The sequence below is a fragment of the Bradyrhizobium sp. 139 genome (genome assembly GCF_023074175.1).
Lineage (GTDB): Bacteria > Pseudomonadota > Alphaproteobacteria > Rhizobiales > Xanthobacteraceae > Bradyrhizobium.
In genome coordinates this window covers 68778-85284 of the sequence record NZ_JADPKS010000103.1, presented here as the reverse complement: position 1 = coordinate 85284, position 16507 = coordinate 68778, and the positions used below count along the sequence as shown (strand labels likewise).

Annotated in this window: 12 protein-coding genes; 3 read left to right on the top strand and 9 right to left on the bottom strand. The window is 61.1% G+C overall.

Going from position 1 to position 16507, the window contains the following annotated elements:
- Positions 1-10 precede the first annotated feature (10 nt).
- Positions 11-1579: a hypothetical protein gene (locus tag IVA80_RS22855; RefSeq protein WP_247435561.1), complete on the bottom strand. Its 1569-nt coding sequence runs from the start codon at positions 1577-1579 to the stop codon at positions 11-13.
- Between the two features lie 354 nt (positions 1580-1933).
- Here IVA80_RS22855 and IVA80_RS22850 point away from each other — a divergent pair, with 354 nt between their 5' ends.
- From IVA80_RS22850 to IVA80_RS22840, 3 genes are all read left to right on the top strand, one after another.
- Complete coding sequence (locus tag IVA80_RS22850) at positions 1934-2272, top strand: hypothetical protein (protein ID WP_247435558.1); 339 nt, start codon at positions 1934-1936, stop codon at positions 2270-2272.
- Positions 2273-2319: 47 nt separating this feature from the next.
- Positions 2320-3918: a glycosyltransferase family 39 protein gene (locus IVA80_RS22845; protein WP_247435555.1), complete on the top strand. Its 1599-nt coding sequence runs from the start codon at positions 2320-2322 to the stop codon at positions 3916-3918.
- A gap of 116 nt (positions 3919-4034) precedes the next feature.
- The gene (locus IVA80_RS22840) at positions 4035-4991 is read left to right on the top strand and encodes a glycosyltransferase family 2 protein (protein ID WP_247435553.1); all 957 of its coding nucleotides are present in this window, start codon (positions 4035-4037) and stop codon (positions 4989-4991) included.
- A gap of 15 nt (positions 4992-5006) precedes the next feature.
- On the opposite strand, the gene IVA80_RS22835 is transcribed toward IVA80_RS22840, so the two are convergent.
- From IVA80_RS22835 to IVA80_RS22800, 8 genes are all read right to left on the bottom strand, one after another.
- Positions 5007-5915 (bottom strand): NAD(P)-dependent oxidoreductase, encoded by a 909-nt coding sequence (locus IVA80_RS22835; protein ID WP_247435550.1) that lies wholly within the window; start codon positions 5913-5915, stop codon positions 5007-5009.
- Positions 5916-5960: 45 nt separating this feature from the next.
- On the bottom strand, positions 5961-7718 hold the full coding sequence (locus tag IVA80_RS22830) for a thiamine pyrophosphate-binding protein (protein WP_247435547.1): 1758 nt from the start codon (positions 7716-7718) through the stop codon (positions 5961-5963).
- Complete coding sequence (gene rfbH, locus IVA80_RS22825) at positions 7715-9091, bottom strand: lipopolysaccharide biosynthesis protein RfbH (RefSeq protein WP_256467504.1); 1377 nt, start codon at positions 9089-9091, stop codon at positions 7715-7717. The genes IVA80_RS22830 and rfbH overlap by 4 nt, the downstream gene beginning before the upstream one ends.
- Entirely contained in the window at positions 9088-10224 is a 1137-nt protein-coding gene (gene rfbG, locus IVA80_RS22820) for a CDP-glucose 4,6-dehydratase (RefSeq protein ID WP_247435542.1), read from the bottom strand. Before rfbG ends, rfbH begins: the two co-directional genes overlap by 4 nt.
- Positions 10221-10991, bottom strand: coding sequence for a glucose-1-phosphate cytidylyltransferase (gene rfbF, locus IVA80_RS22815; RefSeq protein ID WP_247435539.1), 771 nt, complete (start codon positions 10989-10991; stop codon positions 10221-10223). Before rfbF ends, rfbG begins: the two co-directional genes overlap by 4 nt.
- Positions 10992-11208: 217 nt before the next feature.
- Entirely contained in the window at positions 11209-12672 is a 1464-nt protein-coding gene (locus IVA80_RS22810) for a DUF6056 family protein (protein ID WP_247435535.1), read from the bottom strand.
- A gap of 88 nt (positions 12673-12760) precedes the next feature.
- Positions 12761-14401 (bottom strand): hypothetical protein, encoded by a 1641-nt coding sequence (locus IVA80_RS22805; protein WP_247435532.1) that lies wholly within the window; start codon positions 14399-14401, stop codon positions 12761-12763.
- Positions 14402-14561: 160 nt separating this feature from the next.
- Complete coding sequence (locus IVA80_RS22800; protein WP_247435529.1) at positions 14562-16274, bottom strand: hypothetical protein; 1713 nt, start codon at positions 16272-16274, stop codon at positions 14562-14564.
- Positions 16275-16507 lie beyond the last annotated feature (233 nt).

The following is a 16507-nucleotide window of genomic DNA, read 5'->3' as shown; positions in this document are numbered from 1 at the left end:
CGCTGTATGGCTACGCCGGAATGCGGGCGATCAGGCCATCGCGAAGTCGCTTGTTTAGAAGCGGACTTGCGACGATGCCGACCACAATCAACCAGGTTGCGCTCTCGGCAACGAAGTGGACGAACCCGGTCGACGGCGCAAGCGAAGCGATCCCGATGCCAATGGCCCAGCCCGACAGCACAATAGCCGACGCGACGGCCGCCAGGAAGAGCGCATGACGTACCGGGTGCCGTAGCGTCGCCCCCATGATGACGAACCCGAGCAGTCCGAACTGGACCAAAAGATCGCTCGCGACGACCGCGAGCGCCGCCCCAAGCGGTCCAAGCCAGCGGATCGAGACGACCGAAAGCACCAGGAACACGATAAGCTGGAGACCCTTGGTCCGGACCAGGAGATCGCCTCGATTGCTATGGTTGGCGAAGGAAAGTGCAAGCAGCGATGGCGCCACGGCAGCCGATCCGAGCAAGAGTGTGTGCGCGAGCGGCGCATCATAAGGAATGCTGCCGTGCGTCCAGAGCGTGAAGAAGTCAGGCCAGAACGGCAGCAGGCCGGCCACGATCGTGCTGGCAATCACCGTGACGAACGTCGAACCACGCGCATAGAGCTGGCGCAGCCGCTCCCTATCGCCGATGGCGTAGTCATGGCCGAGCTCGGCCGCGATCGGCAGCGTCACCTGTGCGCAGAGTCCCCTGAGAAAACTCGCGATCACACGCGTCAGGCCCCACTGGGCTACGGCGACACGATCCACGACGAGGGCGGAAACCATCAGCACCGGTGCGTTCACGAGTGCCAGTTCCGACAAGTTCGCCACGGCGAAGGGGAATGCGCGACCAAACTGGCCGGCCGCCCAGCGCCAGGTCCTGTCGCCGCGGCCCGCGCGCAGAAACGGAAACAGGCGTGGCGCATCATATGCGACGAGATAGATCATCAACAGAACCTGCATCGATACGAAAGCCGCCGCCACGGCGACGAGGCTGCCGGTCGTGGTAAGAGCGATCAACTGCGCGATCTGGCCGATCAGAAGCGCACCGTTCTGCAGCCAGACGGTCCGGCCGTACTTGCCTCGTGCTCGATAGAGTCCCGAGACCAGATTGGCCGGCAGCGCGAGCAGCACGCCGACGATCATCACGAGCAGGGCCGCATCGAACGAAGGCGTCGTGTGAAATCCCAGGAGCCCGGATGGCGGCATGAAGAGAGCGCCGACGACCAGCAGCACGCAGAGCCCGACGTCGCCCCCGACATAGATCCGCAGCATCGCGGCATAAAAATTCGCAGTCCGCCCGTCGCAATCGCGGCAAGTCTTGAAGGCGAGAAACCTGTTGATGGCGCGCAGTTGCAGTCCCGCATCTGCGATGACGGCGAGGCTTCCTGCCGCATAGATCGCCAGCCAAGCTGCCAGCATCTCGCCGGTCCAGACATGCAGGAAGACAGGAATCAGAAGAAGCTGCTGGACCAGACCAAGAAAGGTCTGAACCAGGTTCGCCGACCAGCCCTTCATCAAGCGTCGAAAGCGACCGCCGCCCCCAAGCTCTGCCGAATGGACCGCCTTGGCTTGCACATCCTGTTGTGCACTCGTCAAACCCGCGTCCTTCCTCGCCAGCGCACAGGATGTGAGACATCCGGGCCGACATCAGTGAAACGCCGGAACATGGTGTCACCCCATTCGCCCAATCAGCAGTTGATTCCCGCGATGGAAAACGCCAATTTGGCAAAATCGCAATTCTGCGCTCGGACGGCCTTTTAGAGCGCTTCGAAAGCCGGGGCAATGCTACAAAGTCAGGGGGATGTTGACGCTGGAAATCCGACAGGGACCACGCGACCCACCGATCGTCTCCGCAAACTGATCGCGGGCACTCTGGTGGTAGGCGTAGGTGCAGCACTCCTCATCGGCCCCTATCGGAAGTTCGTCGTCAACGAATGGCGGGAACGGGCCTTGAGCGGCCAGCCCCTCCTGTTCGTGCCCGACTGTCCGAGCACGTCGCGCGACTTCAAATGTGGTGACAGATACACGATCGAATTTCGAAAGACCGGCGACGAAGGCTGGTGCCAGCACGTCCAGCACAACGACGATCGCGAGCCGGCCGAGACCTGCGGCATCGATCCCGACAGCATCGACTTCTCGCGCGCCTGGCGCCATTTCACCATCGGCGACGTTCAGCTCGACTATTCCTGGAGAGGACGCCCCCTGCTCCGCGGCGTCGGTTACGTCGGCTGGCTCATGACGCCCGAGGGCTACGCGTCGCGTCAATCGCGAAAACTGGCGATACGATGATTCGATAGCCGATACGAAATTCGCTCTCCAAATACTGAAAGAAGTCCATGCTCAGCGCGATCAACAGGATCGTCACAGGCTACGCCTTGGCCCTGCTCGCGGTCGTCTTCGCGGCGAATACCTTCGCTTCGATCTACGGCCTCGACAACATCGGCATGGTGCAGGCCTTCGGGCTGGATGAAGCGAGATACGTGATGAAGCTGAGGGTAAGTCTCGAGCAAAGCACACTCGATCCGGACATGTTCTTCAGCTACGGCAATCTCTACGACACCATCGGTTATTATTTGATTTCGCTCTTCGAGCGGTTTGGCTGGACCATCAACACCCAGCTCATCGGCTTCGTTCTTCGCTTCATTTCCATCGTCGCAGGCGTTCTCTCCGGCCTCGCGCTGTGGGGGTTGAGCGAGCATCTCGGATTACCGAGGATCGTCGCGGCGGGCGTGGGCCTTGGTCTGGCGACCATGCCGGATTTCGTGATCTTTTCCCGAACGATGCATCCCGACACGTTGCAGACACTCTTCGCCATCCTCGGCCTGGGCACGGCTCTGCTTCGGCCCACCTTTGGCTTCGCGCTGATGTCGGCGTTATGGGCCGGACTTGCCTTCAGCACAAAGTATGTCGGCGCTGCAGTCCTGCCGTTCAGCTTTCTTCCTCTCGCTCTGACCACCCTCGCAAGCCATCCTTTCTCGGTTCAGGTCCTGGCGAGACTCTTCCATCAGGGCCTGGCAATGATCGCCGTCTTCCTGGTCGTCTTCGCCATCACCAACCCCTACGCGGTCAGGGATTTCAGCACCTTCGTCGCCACCTTTGTCTGGCAGATGAAATACACCAGCACAGGACATGGTCTCGTCGAACCCGTCGACCCGACGCTCTGGCTGGTTCCGCTGAAGGAGCAGTTTGGCATTGGGCTGCTTTATTTGTTCGGCGGATGGTTGCTGGCCGGCCTGCTTCTCTCGATTCGGCTGTACCGCTTAGGTTGGCGTGCAGCCTGTCAATCGGCGGAGACGCGGACCGGTTTGGTGCTGGTTCTCTACATCCTCGTCAGCTCCGCGCACCTGGCAATCTCCATTCATGATCGCGAGCCGCGGTTTACCTATCATGTCGTGCCCTTCCTGCTGTTGCTGAGCACGGCGGCATGGCTCGAAGCGCTGCTGGCCTTGACAAAGAGCGTCGTTCGGCCCGCCTGGACCACCGCAGCATTCGCAGCGCTCCTGCTGGCTTACGTCTCTGCTCAGGCCGGACTTGATCTGCGCGCGATGGCGAGCTGGTCGGAGAGACCCGAAGCGGAATCGATCAAGCTCGGGAATTCCATCGCGCTCCAGTACCGCGGCGACACCAAGGTGCTTGCCGATGCCTACACCTACTTGCCACCGGTTATGACGAACGTGACCTATACGAACCTCCAGACGGAGGAGCAGCTCAGGCATGAAGCTCCCGAGCTCATTGTCCTCACCCGCGGAGCGACCGGAAACTACATCTGGAAGGAGCCGGGGACTTCGTTTAAGGAGATGAAATTCGTGAGGGACCTGCGTTACGCCGCGACCCCTCAGGTCGAAGCCTATGTGAACGACCTGCTCTCACCCGGATCAGGCTGGTCACTGGTTGCCGAGAACAGTTCTGAGGTGCTGTTTGCGCGAAGCCGATGAAGCCCCGGAGCAGGCAGCCGCATTCGTGAATACTGCCTCTGCCATCGGACGTGCGACAGGCGAACAGCCCGATCGTACGGCGCGAACCCCGAGATCATTTTGGTGAGAAGTCAGCCGTGAAGACAATCAGCATCGTCACCCCATGTTTCAACGAAGAGCTCAACATCAGGGACTGCTACGAGGCGGTTCGGAGGGTTTTCGAAGAGAAGCTGCCGGGCTACCAGCGAGAGCATATCTTCTGCGACAATGCATCCGACGACCGCACAGTGGAAATCCTGCGGGAGATCGCTGCCACCGACAAGTCGGTGCGGATCATCGTCAATGCGCGCAACTTCGGACCGCTCCGCAACACCTTCAACGGCGTGATGGCCTCGCACGGCGATGCCGTGCTTCTGTTCATGCCGGCCGACCTCCAGGATCCGCCGGAGCTGATCCCCGACTTCGTCAAGTTGTGGGAAGCGGGCAACGAGATCGTCTATGGCATTCGCGCGGTGCGCGAGGAAGGGCGGCTGATGCGCGGCATCCGCGGCGCCTATTACCGCATGCTGACGCGCTTCTCCGAGATCAAGGTGCCGCCGGGCGTCGGCGACTTCCAGCTCGTCGACCGCAACGTGGTCGAACGGATGCGGCAGGTGCGCGACGGATATCCGTTCATGCGCATGATGACCTTCGAATGCGGCGGCCGCGCCGTCGGCGTGCCCTACACCTGGCGCGCGCGCAAGAAAGGGCTGTCGAAGAATCGCGCGGCGGCGCTCATCGACCAGGGAATCAACGGGCTCGTCTCCTTTACGTCGGCGCCGCTGCGGTTCGGCCTGTATGCTGGCTTCGTGCTGTCCTTCACGAGCATCGCCTATGCCGTCATCAATCTGCTGCTCGGCCTGCTTCTCTACCAGCGCCTTGCCGAGCCCGGCATACTGACCCTCATCGTCGCGATGTTCTTCTTCGGCGGCGTGCAGCTCTTCTTCATGGGAATGATCGGCGAATACGTTCTGGCGATCTACGGCCAGGTTCGCGAAAAACCCGTCGTGTTCGAGCGCGAGCGCGTCAATTTCGATGGGCCGTCGCACCCGTAGGGTTCACTTCGCGCCCTACTCCGCCGCCTCGTACCAGGCGAGCGTTTCGCGTAACCCCTGATCGAGCCCGAGCGCGGGACGCCAGCCCAAAGCTTCGAGCCTCGTCACGTCCGCCGCAAGCACCATGACCTGATCCGGCCGATACGGCACTTCGCCAAGGCCGAGCTCGCCGGCACCGATCAGGTCGCGCAGCCGCCTCACGGTGTCGCGGAGCGGCGGCGCATCGGGACTGCCCAGATTGTAGGTGCCTTGCGCCGCCGGGCTCGCGAGCACGAGGCGGACGGCGGCAGCTGCATCGCGGGCGTGGAGGAAGCCCCAGCGCTGCTCGCAGGCGGTCAGCGCCATGTGACCATTGGCGCGCAGGGTCCGGATCAGGCTCGGAATCAGCCAGGACTCGCCCTCCTTCGGACCGTAGGTCGAGAATATGCGCAGCCAGGCGAAGCGCAGCTCACGCTCGGCGCAGCGGCGCTCGACCATCAGCCCGCTCGCGAGCTTGGCGATGCCGTAGAGCGTCGTCGGGCGCGGCGCATCGTTCTCGGTGATTGCACGATCGTAAGGGCCGTACTCGGCCTGCGACCCCGCGCCGACGAAGATGGTTGCGCCCGCGTCTGCCGCGAGGTCGGCCAGCTCCACGGCATCGACGATGTTGCGCGCCTGATCCTTGCTGATTCGTTCGCTGTTGCCCACCCCGCGCCACGCCATGTGCACGACGGCATCCGGTGCAAAGGAGCGAAGTCCCTTGCCGAGCGCGGTTGGAGCATCCAGCGTGCCGTCGATGACGTTGAGACGATTCAGGATCGCGCCGAGACGCCAGGGCCTGGTGCCGGGTCGCAGCAGCACCGCGACGTCATGTCCCTGCGCGACCAGGTCTTCTGCGACGTAAGACCCCAGAAAGCCCGTGGCGCCGGTCACGAATATACGCATTGCGATCCCGCCAATGCTCTGATGAGACCTGTCGCCGGATCCATCCTACGTGGTTCGCAGCGAAGCCGGCCTCGGATAGTCCACGAAGCGGTTGCCTGCCGCATAGTCGCTCTCGCCGAGATAGGGAAACTGATCGTTGATGGGGCGTCCCATCTCGAGCTTGGGCTCGATCAGCGTGTGTTCGCTCAGCATCACGTCGATCACAATCGGCCCGCCCGAGAACAGTCCCGGCTCGATCTGCTCGAGACGCTCGATGCGCGCGTAGCGCAGGCCGTAGGCGGCCGCGAGCGCCCCGAAATCCGGAAAGCTCAGGCCGTCGCGCGAGGCGCTGTAACGGCTCTGCATGTAGCTGTCCTGGAACTGCTTGATGATGCCGTACGATCCGTTGTTCATGACGATGATCGCGATATCGAGCTTGTTGTGCCGGACGGTCTGGAGCTCCTGGATGTTGAGATGAAAACCGCCGTCACCGTTATAGGAGATGACCTGTCGGTCCGGGCGGTCGATCTTGGCTCCGATCGCGGCCGGCAGAGCATAGCCCATCGGCGAGTTGCCTCCCGGATTGAACAGGGTGTGACGCTTCACCTTGAACGCCTGATAGAGCCAGCAAACCGCGGCGCCCGTGTCGCCGATGACGATTGCGTCCTCCGCGACGATCTCGTTGACCCGGCGGATCACGTCGTAGGGCGACAATGAGTTCAATCGCGCCGCAGAGGTGCTGACCTCCTTGTGGTAATAGCGCTGCTTCATCTCGGCGACATAGCCACCCCACTCCGGGCTCGGCGGCCGGACATCGAGCTTGCGTAGGACCTCTGGCAGTTCAGAAAAATCCAGATGACTGACGCGATAGCCGTCGTTGCGATATTTGGCCAGCTCCTCGTTGTCGACGTCGACGACATGAACGGTCGCACCCGCAGCAAACTGCTTGGTGTTCCCGGAGCGCTGCCGGTTGTCCAGCCGGCTGCCGAGCACGATCACGGCGTCCGCGTTCTGCAACACGAAATTCGCGCCGCGGTTGCCATAGACGCCGATCTGCCCGAGGAACCCCGGGTGATCGTGATCGAAGTAGCTCAGACCGGCCCAGCTGGAGACAAACGGCACTCCGCTTTGCCGCAACCAGTCCGCAACGTCCCGCTCGACACCGGCAAGGCCCACACCTGCCCCCCAGAGCACCACTGGGCGCTTCGCCTCCGCCAGCGTCCGCTTCAGATCCGACAGCACTTTCGCCGGCTCTTCGGCCGCCAGGGGCGATCTGGATGGAAGCAACACATCGTCCCCCGCCTCGGCCTGCTGGATGTCCATGGGGACGTCGATCAGCACCGGACCCATGCGGCCTGACGTGGCGATCGAGTAGGCTTTGGCCAGCTCTTCGCGCAGATCGGCTACGCTCGTGACCATCACGGCATGTTTCGTGACCGGCCGGACCATCTCCACGATCCTGGTTTCCTGGAACCCGGCCTGACGCACATTCGCGCCGTGGAATGCGCTGCTCTCACGCTGGTTCACCTGACCGGTGATGTGCAGGGAGGGAATGGAATCAAAATGGGAAGTGGCGATGCCGGTGATGAGGTTGGTCGCTCCCGGGCCCGAGGTCGCCAGGGTCACGCCGACCTTGTGACTGACACGCCACAGCGCGTCCGCGGCCATCGCCGCGCCCTGCTCGTGCTGGAAGCAGGTGTAGTGGAGCTTCGGATGCTGCGCGATCGCATCGATCATGAACGCGCAGGCGCCGCCCGTCAGGAGAAAGACCCGATCGCTTCCGACCCGCGCCAGGAATTCCGCAATGTACTGTGCTCCGGTCATCGCGTCATTCCGCCCTGGGCGCCGCGGGTCTGGGCGACGCAGAAATCCTGGATCACCTGAAGCACGTAACTGATGTGCTCATCGCCGAGTGCCGGATAGACGCCGATCCAGAAAGTCTGGTTCATGATCGTATCGCTATTGGCGAGCGAGCCGTGCACGCGGAAATTCCGTCCGGCCATGTAGGGTTGCCGCACCAGATTGCCGCCGAACAGCAGCCTTGTGCCGATCCCGCGTTCGTTCAAATGGCGCACGATCGCGTCACGCTTGAACGGCGCACCCTCGCGGACCGTCAACACGAAGCCGAACCAGGAGGGTTCGCTGTTCGGCGTCGGCTCAGGCAGGATGAAGAATTCCTCGAGCGGCTTCAGCCCGCTCTTCAACAGAGCGAAATTCCGCCGCCGGGCGGCGATGAAGCCTTCGAGATGGTCGAGCTGGGACACGCCGACCGCTGCCTGCATGTCGGTGATCTTCAGGTTGAAGCCGAGATGGCTGTAGATGTACTTGTGGTCGTAGCCATGGGGCAGCTCGCCGAGCTGCCAGTCGAAGCGGCGCTGGCAGGTGTTGTCCTTGCCGGGATCGCAATAGCAGTCGCGGCCCCAGTCGCGGAACGTTTCCATGGCCCGCCGCAGTGCCGGATGGCTGGTGAAGACCGCGCCGCCCTCGCCCATCGTGATGTGGTGGGCCGGATAGAAGCTGAGCGTGCCGATGTCGCCGAACGTGCCGACATGACGTCCCGAAAACGTCGCACCGAGCGCATCGCAACAATCTTCGATCAGCCAGAGTTTGTGCCGCTTGGCGATATCGGCGATCTTGCCGACATCGAAGGGATTGCCGAGCGTATGCGCCACCATGATCGCGCGCGTGTTCGGCGTGATCGCCTCTTCCACGCGTTCGGGAATAATGTTGTAGGTGGGAATGTCGACATCGACGAACACCGGCACCATGCCCTGCGTGATCGCGGGGTTGACGGTCGTCGGGAATCCGGTCGCCGCCGTGATCACCTCGCTTCCGGCTGGAACCTGCCGGTCCCGCAGCAAGGGCGAGGTCAGCGCCGAGAAGGCGACGAGGTTGGCCGAGGAGCCGGAATTGACAGTCATCGCGTAACGCGCGCCAACACGTTTAGCGAGCTTCTGCTGGAACTCCTCATTGAAGCGCCCGGTGGTCAGCCAGAAATCCAGAGCGGAATCGACCAGCGACTTGACGTCGCTCGCATCGAACACGCGTCCCGACACGGGCACGGGCGACTGGCCGGCGACAAATGGTTTCGTCGCATGCGCCAGGGCGGAGTATTCCTCCACCAGTTCCATGATCGATGCCCTGATCTCTTCCGGGCTTCGTTGAGCCGCGCGTGCGGATGCTGGCGCCGATTTCATGTGAATGACTTCGCGTTGACTGCGGCGACCTCGCCGCGAGATGGTTCGGATACCGACTGCGATGTGCCGTTCGCAACGGCGCCATCGAGGACGAGGTCGAGTTGTTCGAGAGAGATTTGGCGTAAATCCCGGCCGCGCTGATGCGCCTTGTACCAGTCGACAGTGAGACCCAGCCCCTGCACGAGGTCGAGACGCGGCGTCCAGTTCAATTGTGAGCAGGCGCGTTCGCAGTCAAGCCTCAGAAAGGCGGCTTCATGCGGATGCGGACCATCATCGCTGGTCCAACCGGCGCCATCGCCCCACATTGCTTGCAACTGCTCGACGACGTTCCGCACCGGCTGCTCGCTTTCGGCATTCGGACCGAAGTTCCAGCCATCGGCAAAGCTCGCGTCGGCGACCAACTTCTCGACAAGGGTGAAATAGCCCAGGATGGGATCGAGCGCATGCTGCCAGGGCCGCACCGAATTGGGATTGCGAATGCGCAGCGGCTGACGGTCCAGGAACGCCTGCATCGCATCCGGTACCAGGCGGTCACGCGCCCAGTCGCCGCCGCCAAACACATTTCCGGCCCGCGCGCTCGCGATGCGCGCCGCGCCGTTCTCGGCAAAGAAGCTTCGCCGATAGGAATAGGTCACCAGTTCCGCGCAGGCTTTGCTGTTGCTGTAGGGGTCGTTGCCACCTAGGCGATCGCCCTCGCGGAAGGCAGCCTGGCCGCCATCGTTCTCGTAACACTTGTCGCTGGTGACGATCAGCACGGCCTTCACGGACGGCAAATGCCGCGCCGTCTCCAGCACATGCACCGTTCCCATGACATTGGTCGCGAAGGTCTCGACCGGCTCGGCGTAGGACGGCCGTACTAGCGCCTGTGCCGCCATGTGAATGATCACGTCCGGCTGCGCTTCCAACAGCGCCGCGCGCAGCCTGTCGAGATCACGGATGTCGGCAAGGCATTGCTTGATGTCGGCGGCGACCCGCGCCGCCACGAACAGCGACGATGGATGGGTGGGCGGCAAGGCGTAGCCATAAACGCTGGCGCCGAAGCGCCGCAGCAGCAGAGACGCCCATGCCCCCTTGAAGCCGGTATGCCCGGTCAGAAAGACCTTCTTGCCCCGCCAGAACGCCGGATCCGTCACCAGATCCTCCACTTGGCGCGGTTGTTGGCCCACTCGTCTTCGAGATAGTTGCGATCGCGCAAGGTATCCATCGGGTGCCAGAAGCCGGGATGCATGAAGGCACGGAGCTGGTCGCTGCGGGCAAGCTGCTCCATCGGCTCGCGCTCCCACACGGTCTGGTCGCCTGCAATCAGATCGCCGACGGAGGGCGACAGCAGGAAGAAACCACCATTGATCCAGCCGCCATCGTCATGGGGCTTCTCCTCGAAATTGACCACCCGGCCGTTCTCGATCGTCACAGCGCCGAACCTTCGCGCCGGCCGCACCACCGAAACGGTCGCCTTGCAGCCATGGTCCCTGTGGAAGGCGATCTCGGCCTGAAGATCGATATCGGCGACGCCATCGCCGTAGGTCAGGGCAAAGAACGGTTCATCGGCGACGTAAGGAAGCACGCGTTTGAGCCGGCCGCCGGTCTGCGTCTCTTCGCCGGTATCGACGAGGGTCACCCGCCATGGCTCGGCCGTCTCACGGTGCACCTCCATCCGGTTTTCGGCGAGGTGAAACGTGACGTCGGACATGTGAAGGAAGTAGTTGGCGAAGTATTCCTTGATCAAATAGCCCTTGTAGCCAACGCAGATCACGAAGTCATTGAAGCCGTGGCGGCTGTAGATCTTCATGATGTGCCACAGGATCGGCTTTCCGCCGATTTCGACCATGGGCTTTGGACGGGTCGTCGTCTCTTCGGCTATGCGCGTGCCCAGACCACCCGCAAGGATAACCACTTTCATCCACTATCTCCGACGGCAACCGCAAGTGGCCGCGCAGCCGCTTCTATACGATGCTGTCCGGCTGGCAACCCGTTCTGCAGAATAGAGGTATTATAATACTATCATCTCCACGACAATTCCGAAATGCGCACGACAGGAGCCGGCCGAGACACCTCCGGGTCGAAGAAGATTCAACTTGGTCGCATGACCGAACGGTGAAACCCCCATCACAGCGGCATCACAGGTTTGGAGGATCAATGCCGATGATCCGCGCCTTTTTATAGAAGGCAGCGACGCAACCGGTCGCGACTGTCACGTCAGCGGTCATGAGCATGGAGGGCGTCTGTCTGTGCTTGGCGACAGTCACGATCTCATCGGAACTCGTCGAAAGTAGCCTGTCTCGCTCGACGCTTTCCCGCCAGTATGGATAAAGGCTGCTTCCCTCAGCACGAACGAGCGATGCCGTCGAACTCAGTAAGATCGACACCGCCATCACCACGGTCAGCGCCGCCGGCAGTGCCAGGGAATCGAGCGTAAGTACTCCTTGCGCCGACACGGGCAGCGGGCCGAACCTCGGACGATATGCCCGGACCAGCAACGAGACACTCAAGGTGATGCCGAAAAGAAGGAGCATCAAGGCTTGGTTCTGCGCCCTTTCAACAAGCGGGCCGCCCGTGGAGAACTCGTGCGTGAAATATTCGAAGTAGCAGCATGCGAGACACACCACGGCAACCCCGAGTGCCAATAGCTTTGTGCGGGGTTCTGGCGGCCGCGCTTGGGACTGCGCCAGAGTCACGGCGGCGACGGCCACGAGCCACCCGATAATCGCGGGTTCGCGAAAGAACCGGCCGAGGCCGACCAGAGAAAAGCGCAGCGCCTCATGCAGCGATCGAGCGACGTCGCCGGCGCCGGTGAGCTGGCCCATGCGAATGCTGTTGCCTTTGGCCAACACGACTACTACCCAACCGAACAAGATCGCGGTTGCAATCAGTACGTGACGAGCAACTTGCGGCTTCTGCTCGAGGAGACGGCGCGCAATTGCCGAATTTGCGATAATGAGGACCAGCCACACACCCGTGAATTCGTTGCACAGCGAGCCGATGAGGCCGACCGCAGCCATACCGACGGTCGCGAGCTTCGAGAACTCGCTCCCCTGATCCAGCGCCCGAACGCACTCTCCGAGGATCAAAATGGAAGCAAGCGCCGGTGGAACGTAGCAGGCGGCCGCCGGCAGCCAATAGAGCAGATCGCGCACACTGGGCGAAGCGCCGACTATCGTAGCGGCGAATGCGACCACAACGAAAACCAAGGTCACGCCGCCAGCGCACGGCCAGGCCCGGGCGATCGCGACTGCGGTTCCAATAAGGAACACGAAGGCACCGGTTGCCATCGTCAAGGAATAGGCAAACACGATATTGGTGCCAGTGGCCGAGGCGATCGCGGCGGGCACCTGGAGAAGCACGAACGGCACAACCCGGCCCGACAGCTCATTGTAGAGGTTGATGACGCTCTGCACCAAGCCGTTGCTCACGTACTGATTTGCGATGCAATAGTCGTCATGCTCAGGGGCTGCGAAAAATGTCAGGGCGAGGAAGACGAACAGGAAGATCGCCGGGATCAGCCCCGCGACAACCCAGACCACCCGGGCCCGACGGAAGCCGCTTGAGCGCTCGGCGGTAGATGCAAACGCGCTAGTGGACATAAATGCCTTCAAATTTGCAAATCAATCGAAACTGCGACGTAAAGCATAACGAAATGATCGCGACCCTGGTCCGCGCGATCAATGCAACCTAGTTCGGCTTGACGATGCTCAACGTCGTGCACCTGCTGTCTTTGAACCTCTCGACGTCGACGTGAACCTCAATGCAATTCTCCGGCGTTAGGACGACGGTCTCGGGAAGGGGCTGGCCGCCATAGCGGGCAGAAAAGGGAACATAGAACTTGTGATTGATTGATTGCTCTTTTGGATCGAAATAGACGGGCGTGTCCGGCATCCGATGGCGCAAGAACATCATAAGGGAGAGTTTCGGTTCCCATTCCAGCGACGGGCCTGTGACTAGCAGGATCGGGGATATGCCCTGCTCTCGCGCCTTGGTCAACCAGTTTGCGGTATCCAGGATGGCGGTCTCGGCTTCGGCGTTGAATGTGCGCCATTGCTCCCGGCTTGTAAGCGTCCTCGGCGTCAATACGCCTTCGTTCACGACCAGCATTGCGAGCACGCATGCCATCGCAAGGGCGTTGACGGCGATCGAAACTTTGGGCGTCGCGTTGACGATCAGACGACCAAATACAATCGCCGCAACGATCGATGTCACCACGAACATCGGAGACCCATACCGCATCGAGATCGGATCCAGGCCTCCTCCATTGCTGACGGCGTAGGTCAGGTAGAACAGCGTAAATCTCATCGCCTCGATTGAGACGACGGCAAGTAGCAACGCCATGAGCTCGAGCCAGGCGATCCTGATGAGTCCGCTCGCCTTGGCAATGGCCGCGCAAGCGAGCGCAGCCAGAAGGGCAAACACGACCCATCCGGTGTTGTCGTCACGCGTGAGCAGCATCCACTCGCGGGCCTCGTTGCGCACCGAATGAAAGAAGTAGCTGTCGGTCGGGCCTGACAACGAAACGATCCCGCTGCCCACGGTAGACGTCAGCTTCAGGAAGACCGCGAGAACCAGGGCGCCCGCGACAGTTGCGACACCCCCTCCCAAGGCCATTCGCCGATTCGACAGGATCAGACCGCAGACCATAACTAGTGCGCCCAGCGCGATCAGGAGCACGGAATTCGGCTCCTTGGTTGCACCAAATACCAAAGCCGCGGGAAAGGCGAGCACCATGTCAAGGCGCTTCGCATCCACGATCGCGCGCCACAGCAACCAGATCAGGATCGTTCCGACGAAAATGCAGTCGATTTCGACCGGTCCGAGCCGGGGGAAGATGTCGGACCAGGCAGGGTGCGCGAAATACAAGACTCCGAAAACCACCGCACTTGTCAGCCCAAGGCTGTGAAAGAGAAGCGCAAAAAGAGCCGTCGCGGTCGCCACGTACATGGCGAAAATCGCGATGTACCAGAGGCGGATGTTATCGCCGAAAAGATAGATCTGGAGTGACTTGAGCGGATAGTGCGCGGGCCTGAACCGCGACGCCCGGCCAGTGATTGCGAGTTCCTGATACTCGTCCGTCTGCTTCAAATCGGCCCAGACGTCCGCGAGCGGCGCCGAGGCAGACGCCTTGAGGGGATTGATGATGTCATGGTCATCGACCAGCGCCGGGGTCGCTCGATCGATAAACGAGCCGAAATGAAGGACTAGGAGCGCTGACGTTACCAACGCGAACAGAGAGACTATGGCGGAGCTATCGATGCGCTTCACGTCATCCCCTATGCGTGCAGCGGCCTTTTGCACAGGCACGTGTGCCACGTCAAGTTGCATGAGTTCTCTGGCTAATCGGCACGCATGGTGTGGAGGACTGGCTGCCACCCATAGCGCGACGCGGGCGGACCACGTTGTTCGGTCCGAAACGCCCGCGGAAGAAGTTTGGATAGTGGCATTAAAAAAATACCGACCGCTCCGATTTGGGCACTAACGAGCATCAACCGGCACATGATCGCTCGGGATTTCGGGGCGCAAATAGTGTCACCTCGGTCGAATCGACCGGATGTCTCGCGACGCCGACTAGGCGATAATCGTCGAAATTCACACCAAGCGATTGCCACTGCTCCATCGTGAACGAGTTTTGAGTTCGACTCATCAGCAACCATGAACGAGCTAATCGTCCGGATCCCAGCAGAGCGAGATAAGACCGAGCCAGATGCTGTGAGAACGGATACCCCGTGAACAGCCAAGGAAAGACCGGTTGTCGTCCCCCGATCGCAATGACTGCGCCAGGAATGCTTCCACTGAGGTCGATTGCATCTTCACCCGGGCAAAAGCCTGCAGCGCGCGCATCGGCCTGCAACGTCTCAACGAAATCTCTGGTCCTCTCGTCGACCAGCACCTCATGTCCGCCGATCGTGACGGGCTGGGTCTGCATGTCGATGGGAGCAGCGAGCCGATAGGGCCTGGCTAGTCCTGCTCGGACGGATGAGTAGGAGAGGAACAGTGCAGCGGAGACTGCGGACAGAGTCACGAAAGTGCTTCGTTGTGCGGCCAATGACGTCGCGACGATAGCGATGAACAGCGATATTCCCGAGAAGAACATCAACTGGTTGCCGACCGAGGCAGCGCCTCCGACCGTTGCGGCCCACGGAATTAAGCCGGATACCGCAAGCAGCAAAACGAGCCTGGAATCCACGTTCTTTTCCCAGCAACAAATCGCCAGAAGGCACCATGCTATCGCTCCGGGCCGTGTACCGATGGCCAGCGACCAGAGCGAATGAGGCCCGTCAATCAGCGCAATGCCTATCAAGACCGAAGCCAAGATCGCGAACGGCACCTTCAATCGCATGTGCCCTGTATCACGCAGAATAAAGGCCGCGACGAACAAGACAATCGACATGAACCAAAACCAGCTTGAGGAGACGAACTCGATTTGCTGCTGAAGGATCGAAAACTGGATCGGATGCGACATTCCGAAGATGGACGTGTATATGCGGATCTGCTCCAGGATGGTAGAGACTGGCAGGAGCAAGAGACAAGGCACCAGCAGAACAGCGATGAAACCAGACACGCGAAGCGCCTGATTCACCCTGCTCTTCCATCCAGAGATCGCCAGGCAACCCGCAACGGCATAGATTGCGCCGAATGCCAGCGCATTTTGGGGCCGGGTAAAGGCGACGAGAACAGCCGCCACCCCGGCGGCGAGAGCCGACCACACGAAATTGCGCTCGTGTCGAAGTAGCAGGACAGAAGCAAAGAGCGGGTAAGACGCAATGGCAAGCAGCCAATTGTACGACGGCATGGGAATCCACGGATGATAGTAGATCACCGACGTGAAAGCGGCCGCGGTTATCAGTAGCACACCCGAGATTGTCTTCTTGGTGCCTCCGGCAGCTACTGAGCCCACGAATGCACCAGCCCCGATCAGTATGATCGCGCCGATCCGTCGCATCCAAACGATCGCCCCGCCGGAAAGTTCGAACAGTGGGTGAAGCCCATAGCCAAAAAGGCCAAAAAATAGGTCATAGCGCTCCGGCTCTTTGGACATCATGAGGTAAAACGATTCATCGGTGAGATCGAAACCGCGCTCCATGAGCCAGATGCATCTTCCCATGAAAAGCAATGCCAAAGCTGCTAGCACCGATGCGGCAACCAACACTGCCTTATTGCCCGGTGAATGCATTTTTCGATCGGCACTCAAAAACATGAAGCAACGGGCCGCCTTCGTACAAGCGCGCTCAGGCGCACGGATTGAATTTGCCAACAAATTGAGAGGCCTCGCCGCAATCTCTATCGTATTCCAGTATGCGATGTTTTGGATCTTCGGCTCGCGTCGCGTGCGCTGGGCAAAGGACCGACGAAGGCAGCAACGAATGTGAAGGCACCGAAGGCTGCTAAGCAAACGTCCAGCTAGGTGCTCGCAACAGAGTGCCGCGCTGC